Origin of the sequence: Liquorilactobacillus satsumensis DSM 16230 = JCM 12392, assembly GCF_001435195.1 — a bacterium.
GTDB classification, from domain to species: Bacteria; Bacillota; Bacilli; order Lactobacillales; family Lactobacillaceae; genus Liquorilactobacillus; species Liquorilactobacillus satsumensis.
Window position 1 is genome coordinate 49,977 of record NZ_AZFQ01000049.1, and the last position, 8,361, is coordinate 58,337.

Genomic DNA, 8,361 nt, shown 5'->3' on the forward strand with positions numbered 1-8,361 from the left:
GTCTTTTGGTGCACATTTCAGCACTAGCTGTTTGGAAACAAAGAACACCAAAAAACAGGGCGCGCTTTTTGCCCCAAATCCACAACATTATCCGAATTTCCCTAAAAGCTCTTATGCTACTTGCCAACTGTTCTCAGAATCTGTTGCTAAGTAGTCGATCTTTGCATCTTAGGACTGCTAGAAAGAACACATAAAAAAGCCGCAACACTTAACTTGTTCAGTCTCAGTGCTGCGCTCTTTTTTATGATATTTTTATTACCAGACTACTTGCCCTTCAATTCTTTTCTTGCAAGAAAAGAATCATATAAGCGACTTTTTGAAAACTTAATCAGTTCCGTTACCAGTAGAATTGTAAACCCAATTCCGGCCGGCAATAACCAACCATAAAGAAAATCAATTGGTCCTGTGTGGAAAACTGCTTGCATAAAGGGAAGATAAATAATCCCTGCTTGCAATACAAGCAACAGTGCAATGATATAAAATGCCATCTTGTTTTGGAAAAAGTACTTTGAAAAAACAGGATGGTTATTCCGTAAATTGAAGAGATAGAAAATCTTACCAAAGATAATAATATTAAGCGTCATCGTACTCCCCATTACAGTGGACATTCCTTGATTCGTCAAGATTTCATAAGCAATCATCCCCATACTTGAGATCAAGACGGAAACATAAGCGATCTCGAAAACATCTGCTTTTGTCAGAATCCCACTGTTAATTGAGCGCGGTCCGCGAGCCATGATCCCGGTCTCTGCCGGTTCAAAGATAAACGCAAATTGAATCGTCAAAGCAGACACCATATTAATCCACAACAATTGTGTTGGATACAGCGGCATTGTTTGGTCCAACAGGATACTGAAAACAACTATTAGTCCTTCAGCAAAACTAGTTGGCAGCAAAAACCTAATCGTTTTTTTAATGTTGTCAAAAACATGCCGTCCTTCTTTAACTGCTGCAAGAATCGTCGTAAAGTTATCATCGGCTAATACCATATCGGCAGAACCCTTAGCAACATCAGTACCCTTAATTCCCATCGCAACCCCAATTTCTGCTTGCTTCAAGGCGGGAGCGTCATTAACACCGTCTCCGGTCATTGAAACAACATGGCCTCTTTGCTGCTGTGCTTTTACGATTTTCAGCTTATCACTCGGAGTCGTTCGGGCAAATACTGTATAACGATCAATTTGCTCTGCAAGTTCAGCTGCTGTCAATTTTTCGAGTTCCGGTCCCGTAATTGCTTTAAGATTTTCGCCCATCTCAAGCTTTTCAGCAATTGCTAGTGCTGTGTTAGGATCATCTCCGGTAATCATCTTGACTTTAATTCCAGCATAACGCAATTGTTTAATAGCATCTTTTACCTCACTGCGGGGAGGATCAATAATTCCCACCAAGCCCACAAGTTCGAAATTTTTCCCAATGTTTTCCGGAATCACTGCGGTACTATCAACCGCAACTTTCTGATAACCTAAGGCAACAACTCGTTTACCTTGTTTTGAAAGTTTTTCGATTTTGGTTTTCCAATAATCCTTATCTGGTGAAGCTCCTGCCTTTTCCATCAATTGCAGCAAAGTTTGCGGGGCACCTTTAACAAAAAGCAGTTTTTCCCCGTTTTGTGCTAGCAACCGGGCAGAGTAGCGAAAAGCAGAATCAAAAGGTAAAGAATCGACTTCATTGACCTCGGGTTCCTGACCGGTTAATTTATGGTACAACCCTGTTAAAGCTCCATCCGTTGGTTCTCCCGTCAAAATCCACTTGTTATTTTCTTGATGGAAACTTGCATCTGAGGTCTGACCTGCAATTTCAACTAACCATTTGATTGCAGGGAGCTGTTGCCACTGAACTTTTTCTCCGGCCGCATTTGTAATTTCTCCAGCCGCATCATAGCCCACTCCTGTAACTTGATATTCTCCTTCTGGTGTGAAAATATCTGTCACGGTCATCTCGTTTTTAGTTAAAGTCCCCGTTTTATCCGTATTCACGATGTCAACTGCTCCTAAAGTTTCAACAGCTGGTAAGGTTTTGACGATCGCATTTTTTTGTGTTAGTTTGCGAGTTCCCATTGCTAAAACAACTGAGACACTTGCTGGCATTCCTTCTGGCATCGAACCTACAATCAAAGTGATAATTGAGATTAGCAGTGTTGGTAAACTGTAGATTTCAAGGTAAAAACCGAGTGCAAAAAGTAAGACTGCTAAGGCAACAATTGCCAGTGACAACGTAAGCCCTAATCGATTTAGATTATGCATCAATGGTGTAGGTCTGGTTTTAACGGTCGCCACATCTCTTTGAATCTGTCCGATCTGCGTATCCATCCCGGTCGCAACCACAACACCCATTCCAGTCCCACTTGTAACCGCAGTCGATGCAAATGCCATATTCGCTCGTTCGGCAAGCGGAACATTCTTGCCTGAGAGTGGTTCTTCAATCTTAGTTAATGGTTCCGATTCCCCTGTCAGATTTGCTTCTTGAATTTTCAAGTTATCTGCAGAAACCAGCCTCAAGTCCGCAGGAACCGCATCTCCTGCTTCTAAACTGACTAGATCTCCTGGAACAATTTGCTGCGCCGCTAATAGTTCTCTGCGACCCGAGCGCACTACATAACTGCGTGAAACCAGCAGTTCTTTAATTTTATCAAGTGCATTATCAGCAGAAATCTCTTGGAAGAAGCCGATGAAGGCATTCACAATAATCACAGCACTGATCACAATTGCATCCGGGTAGTGTTTCAGTATCAATGTCACACAGGCAGTAAGCGCCAAAATGTAAATAATACTATTGTTGAACTGCTTAAAAAACAAGATCCAATTAGAACGTTTTTGAATAAGCAACTCATTTTTACCATAACGGGTCAGCCTTTGCTGCGCTTCTTTTGCAGACAAACCCCTTTCAAGGTCCGTCTCAAACGCACGTGCTAGCTCTTGATCCGTCTTTTCCCAAAACAACGATTGCCTCTGGCCATCATTTTCACCCATGTGTTCGTGCGGTCCAGGTTTCTTCTCTTCCTGCATTCTTGTAATCATCCTTTCAATTCTTGCCTGAATATCACCAGCCGGTTGAAACACCAATTTCAACCGCGGCCTTTGTTTTTGATAATTTAATTATAGCGTATCTCTACATAACTTGAAAATTTTAGGTCGCTGATTTTCAAAATCTACTAAAATAAATAGACTAAAAGTTTACTCAATCCTTACATGGTGCATACAAACGCGTTACACTTCACGGCTATACTGAACGTGTATTTAACATAAAATTAGGGAGTGAGCAGATGGGTATTGAACTAGCTAGTCTTTCAAAGAGTTATGATGGTCAAAACTGGACATTAAAAAACATTAACGTCCAAATCAAATCAGGTGAATTTTTCACGATTGTTGGTCCTTCCGGTTGTGGAAAAAGTACTTTGTTAAGAATGATTGCCGGCCTCATCTCGATTTCTGATGGAACACTCAAAATCGATGATCAAGACGTCACTAACCTTCCTCCACAAGAACGCTCATTATCAATGGTTTTTCAAAATTATGCTTTGTTTCCCTTTCTAGATGTCAAATCAAATGTTGCTTTTGGCTTAAAAGCGCGAAAAATGCCTGCAGCTCAACTTGAACAACGTGTAGCGCACGCACTTGAACTTGTTGGTCTAAGTGAGCTAAAAGCACGTAAACCGCGCGAATTATCTGGTGGTCAACGCCAACGAGTCGCATTAGCCCGTGCAATTGCAAGTGACACAAAAATATGCCTGATGGATGAACCACTTTCGAACCTTGATGCACAGTTGCGCAGTAAAATGCGTTCAGAAATTCGTGAGTTGCAACAAAATCTTGGTATTACACTGATCTATGTGACCCATGATCAAGTCGAAGCAATGACAATGGCAGATAGAATTATGGTTCTACATGCACATGAGGTTCAACAGATCGGAACGCCTTCAGAGATTTACCAACATCCCGCAAACTCTTTTGTGGCACAATTTTTTGGCACTCCCCGAATGAACCTTCTAAGCGTACATTATTCAACAAAGAATCAACGTCATCTGCAAGTGGATCCGTTGCTTGATTATGTTTTGCCAATGGATATTGAAGAAGGAGACTACTTTGTTGGTGTTCGTCCTAATGCACTTGAGATCCACGCGACTGCGCAAGCTTCAAATGCCGCAATCAAGAACATTGAATACTTAGGTACACAGTCAATTATTCACGCATTATTGGATAACCAAGAAGAAGTTCGCATCACTACTGCCCAAAACAACACTTTCAGTCTTGGCGAACGGATTCAGATTCGTGCCACTGCTGCCTACTTTGTTTTTGATAATACGGGCAGGGCAATCTTTTTCAATAAGGGGGATGGCGAAGATGGACGCACCAATTACAAACAAACAGTCACAAACGCATTATAAGCCCAAAGGTAATAAGAAGCCTTTAACTGTTGGACTTTCGTACAAGAAAGAACTACGCGAACGTTTATATGCACTTGTTTTTTTAGGTCCTTCTTTACTCATCTTAACAATCTTTGTTTTTTTCCCAATGCTGCGCACCTTGTATCTCAGCTTTTTCTTAACCAATAGTGTTGGTAAGCCGACTGTGTTTATTGGACTCCAGAATTATTTCAGTTTATTAACTTCCACAGCTTACCTTCATAGTCTACAGGCAACTTTCATCTACGTCATTGCAGTTTCTTGTTTAACGCTCGTTTTAGGACTGCTGCTCGCACAAACAGCTTCCCAAAAAATTCGCGGGATTAGCTTTTTCCGAACTGTTTTCTCTGGAACCATGGGAGTCTCCGTTTCAGTTGCTGCCATTTTCTGGCTTTTCATGTTTAATCCTTCTGTGGGTCTTTTAGACCAACTTGCCAATCTTTTCCATCTACCCGTCATCAACTGGTTGACCCAGCCCGGGTGGGCCATGACAGCAGTCGTCATTTCGACAGTTTGGATGAATCTTGGCTTTACCTTTTTGATTTTCTTCGGAGCATTGCAATCTGTGCCCACTACCTTCTATGAAGCTGCACAAATTGAAGGAGTCTCAAAAAGATACCAGTTCTTTCACATTACACTTCCGATGATTTCACCGACACTTTTCTTTGTTTCCATTATTACTTTAATTGAATCGTTCAAAAGCTTCGGCTTAATCGATCTAATGACAGCCGGCGGTCCAGATAACGCAACCAATTTGCTTGTTTATCGTATCTATCAAGATGCTTTTTTGAGCGGTAATTACGGCCTGGCAAGCACTGAATCAGTTATTCTTGCATTGATGATTGCCTTTTTTACCTTCATCCAGTTTAAAGTCTTGGAAAAGAGAGTGAACTATTGATGAATAAAAATATTACCGGTCCTAATTTTCAGCGGCTAGGTCAACTTTTTGTCCTGATTTTATTGGCACTTTTCATTTTAATTCCGTTTCTACTTGGCTTTTGGACCAGCCTCTTACCAACAGCAGATATTTCCAAGGGTTCATTATGGAGTAGTCACATTTCATTAGACAACTACTACACCGCGATTACGCAAACTCCAATTATTCGATATCTATTCAACAGCCTTGTGATCTCATTTTTCACAATGGCTGCGCAACTGCTTTTTTGTTCAATGAGTGCCTATGCCTTTGTCTTCCTTGAATTCAAAGGGCGAAACACCCTTTTCTACGTGTTCTTAGCCACAATGATGCTGCCATTTGAAGCAGAGGTCATCCCAAACTTTGTGACAGTTCGTAATATGGGACTTTTGAATCACTATGCAGTTATGATTATTCCCTTCCTCACTTCAGCTTTCGGAACATTTATGCTACGGCAATCATTTTTACAAATTCCTGGTGAATTGAAAGAAGCATCAGAGATCGAAGGGCTGTCACACTGGCGTTTTTACGCTAGTGTAGTTATGCCTTATTCCCGGATCAGCCTTTTCACCCTTGCTGCTTACAGTTTCCTAGCCAGTTGGAACCAGTATCTCTGGCCAATGTTGACCACCTTTAGTGATGACTTTAGACCTGTCCAAGACGGTTTGCGCCAACTACAATCACAAGAATCATTCAATAACTGGGGGATGATCCAAGCAAGTGCTGCTATTGTAGTTATTCCAACTTTAATTGTGCTTTTCATTGGACAGCATTACTTTAAATCCGGTTTGAATGAAGGTGCTGTTAAATAATGAAAAAAATAAAGAATTTCCGCTACCGCCACTTGTTACTGCTTTTTTCCTTGTGTGCTGTCATCTTGTCAGCGTTAACCGGCTGCACTTCTGCTAAAGCTGATAGCCGAATTCAAATCACTTTCTGGCATGAAATGACCGGCCCGGCGCAAGTTCAATTAACAAAATTTGTCAAGGAATTTAACCAGTCACAGCATAAGTATACGGTTGTTCCGCAGTTCGAAGGCAATTATAATGAAGCTGTGCAAAAGATTTTGAATACACATGGCACAAGTGCTTCTCCTGCTGTTTTTCAATCAATGGACATTTCTACCAGCCAAATTTATAGTAGTGGTTATACAACCCCAGTGCAGAAATTTATCACGGCGGATAATTATGATGTTAGTAAAATCTCGGCTGTTGCACGTGCCTTTTACTCTAAAAACGGGCAACAACTTTCAATGCCGTTTAACACTTCACAACCGGTTTTGTACTATAATGCTACGCTCTTAAAAAAATATGGGATTACACCCCCACCGGTTGATCCTAGTTATAGTGACATTACACGCGTTGCACAACAGCTCTATGAACGCTCTGGCAAAAAAGTTAAGGGACTAAGTGTTGAAATCTACGGCTGGCTTTTTGAACAATTTTTAGCTAACGCCGGAGAATCACTCGCTAACAATCAAGATGGACATGCTGGAACGCCTACCGCAGTTAACTTTACCGGAACAGCAGCCACCACAACCATGAAATGGATCCAAGAAAACATTAAACATGGTTCATTCATGAATTATGGTTCGGGTACAAGTGCATCTGCTAATGAAATGGCTGGTTTTCTTTCTGGTAAATTGGGGATGTTCCTCCAATCATCAGCTGATATTAGCCAGTTAACAGCGGGGATGAAAGATCAACTTGGGATCACCTACTATCCTCATCCAGATGGGCAAAAATCAAATGGCGTTTCCATTGGTGGTGCCTCTCTTTGGATCTCAAATGACAAATCGACCACCGTTCAACGCGGCGCGTGGGAATTTATCAAATATCTGATGAAGTCCCAAAACCAAGCAGCTTGGCAGGCAGCAACCGGCTACTTAGCGCTTAACAAGGATTCACAAAATGAACCTGTCTTGCAAAAACTCTATCAAAAAACTCCTGCAGCAAAAATTCCTAGTCAACAATTAGCACGAACCACCCCTAATAACACGAACTCAGGAATCTTTATGCAAGGTTTGATCCAAGAAAGGACCATCACTCAAACTGCGATGGAGCAAATCTACAATGGTAAAAATGTAACTTCAGCACTGCAAGACGCTGAAAAACAGATGAATAGCTACGTTCAAACTACGAATAAGGCAAATAAATAAGCACAAAATCAATTAATAATGAGGAATGGTAAAATGACAACACAAACTTTAATTTTTGGTCACCGCGGATACCCAGCTAAATTTGCTGAGAACTCACTCGAAGGATTTCGATATGCAGTAGATCACAATATTGATGGTCTCGAATTTGACGTTCATTTAACCAAAGATAGCGTTCCTGTAGTCATTCACGATGAAACGGTTGATCGGACAACTGACGGCAAGGGAGAAATTAGAACCTTCACTTTCGCAGAGCTGCGGCAATTACATCTAACCAACGGAGAAGCCATTCCTTCACTAGAAGAACTCTTAACGACAGTAGCGACCTCAAATACTCAGCTTAATCTTGAGCTTAAAACTGACCAGATTGAGTACGAAAATATTGAAAAAATCGTGCTAGAAATGATCAGCCAAGCTCCACTTGTAAAACCTGTAATTTTTTCCTCCTTTAACCTTGAGACACTCAAAAAATGTCAAAAAATTGACGCGGCTCAACAATACTGTTGGTTAACGATGCATAAAGTTCCTGATGCTGCTACTTTTGTAAAAAAAGCAGGATTAGCGGGCTTGCATCTTCATCATCGGCAAGCTGACGAAGTGGTGCAACGTATTTGGACTATTAATGATACCTTTAAAATTAGGCATCTATTTAAACAAGGAGTTGCTGGTATTATTACCGATAATTTTGAAAAGGCCGGGAAAATTCGTGACAAGCTAATGACAAAACTAAATAGTTAGCACGCTTTCAGCTTTCTTTATGATATCATTAGTGTGCATCACTTAGGTAATCTTTCAGTTAGTTCAAGTATTTTTGAAAAATGGCAGTCACCAAGAGAGTGTGACATAAGTCGGGAAAATTTGAGTGCTAACTTGAAATTACGAACATAG

General features: G+C 40.9%; 6 protein-coding genes. 5 read left to right on the forward strand and 1 reads right to left on the reverse strand.

What is annotated here, in order from left to right:
* Positions 1-263: 263 nt before the first annotated feature.
* Positions 264-2,969 (reverse strand): HAD-IC family P-type ATPase, encoded by a 2,706-nt coding sequence (locus FD50_RS08060; RefSeq protein WP_056961094.1) that lies wholly within the window; start codon positions 2,967-2,969, stop codon positions 264-266.
* Between the two features lie 293 nt (positions 2,970-3,262).
* Here FD50_RS08060 and FD50_RS08065 point away from each other — a divergent pair, with 293 nt between their 5' ends.
* Genes FD50_RS08065 through FD50_RS08085 form a run of 5 tightly spaced genes read left to right on the forward strand, consistent with a single transcriptional unit; the run spans position 3,263 to position 8,211 of the window.
* Positions 3,263-4,384, forward strand: coding sequence for an ABC transporter ATP-binding protein (locus tag FD50_RS08065; protein WP_056961077.1), 1,122 nt, complete (start codon positions 3,263-3,265; stop codon positions 4,382-4,384).
* Positions 4,341-5,300, forward strand: a complete 960-nt coding sequence (locus FD50_RS08070; RefSeq protein WP_082610488.1) for a carbohydrate ABC transporter permease — start codon at positions 4,341-4,343, stop codon at positions 5,298-5,300. Before FD50_RS08065 ends, FD50_RS08070 begins: the two co-directional genes overlap by 44 nt.
* Entirely contained in the window at positions 5,300-6,130 is an 831-nt protein-coding gene (locus FD50_RS08075) for a carbohydrate ABC transporter permease (protein ID WP_054758044.1), read from the forward strand. The genes FD50_RS08070 and FD50_RS08075 overlap by 1 nt, the downstream gene beginning before the upstream one ends.
* A complete protein-coding gene (locus FD50_RS08080; RefSeq protein ID WP_056961078.1) occupies positions 6,130-7,476 on the forward strand; it encodes an ABC transporter substrate-binding protein in 1,347 nt (448 codons plus the stop codon). Before FD50_RS08075 ends, FD50_RS08080 begins: the two co-directional genes overlap by 1 nt.
* Before the next feature lie 33 nt (positions 7,477-7,509).
* The gene (locus FD50_RS08085; RefSeq protein ID WP_054758043.1) at positions 7,510-8,211 is read left to right on the forward strand and encodes a glycerophosphodiester phosphodiesterase family protein; all 702 of its coding nucleotides are present in this window, start codon (positions 7,510-7,512) and stop codon (positions 8,209-8,211) included.
* Positions 8,212-8,361 lie beyond the last annotated feature (150 nt).

Coding starts and splice junctions, on each gene's coding strand:
- FD50_RS08060 (WP_056961094.1), bottom strand. CDS start 2,969: ATGGGTGAAAATGATGGCCAGAGGCAATCGTTGTTTTGGGAAAAGACG.
- FD50_RS08065 (WP_056961077.1), top strand. CDS start 3,263: ATGGGTATTGAACTAGCTAGTCTTTCAAAGAGTTATGATGGTCAAAAC.
- FD50_RS08070 (WP_082610488.1), top strand. CDS start 4,341: ATGGACGCACCAATTACAAACAAACAGTCACAAACGCATTATAAGCCC.
- FD50_RS08075 (WP_054758044.1), top strand. CDS start 5,300: ATGAATAAAAATATTACCGGTCCTAATTTTCAGCGGCTAGGTCAACTT.
- FD50_RS08080 (WP_056961078.1), top strand. CDS start 6,130: ATGAAAAAAATAAAGAATTTCCGCTACCGCCACTTGTTACTGCTTTTT.
- FD50_RS08085 (WP_054758043.1), top strand. CDS start 7,510: ATGACAACACAAACTTTAATTTTTGGTCACCGCGGATACCCAGCTAAA.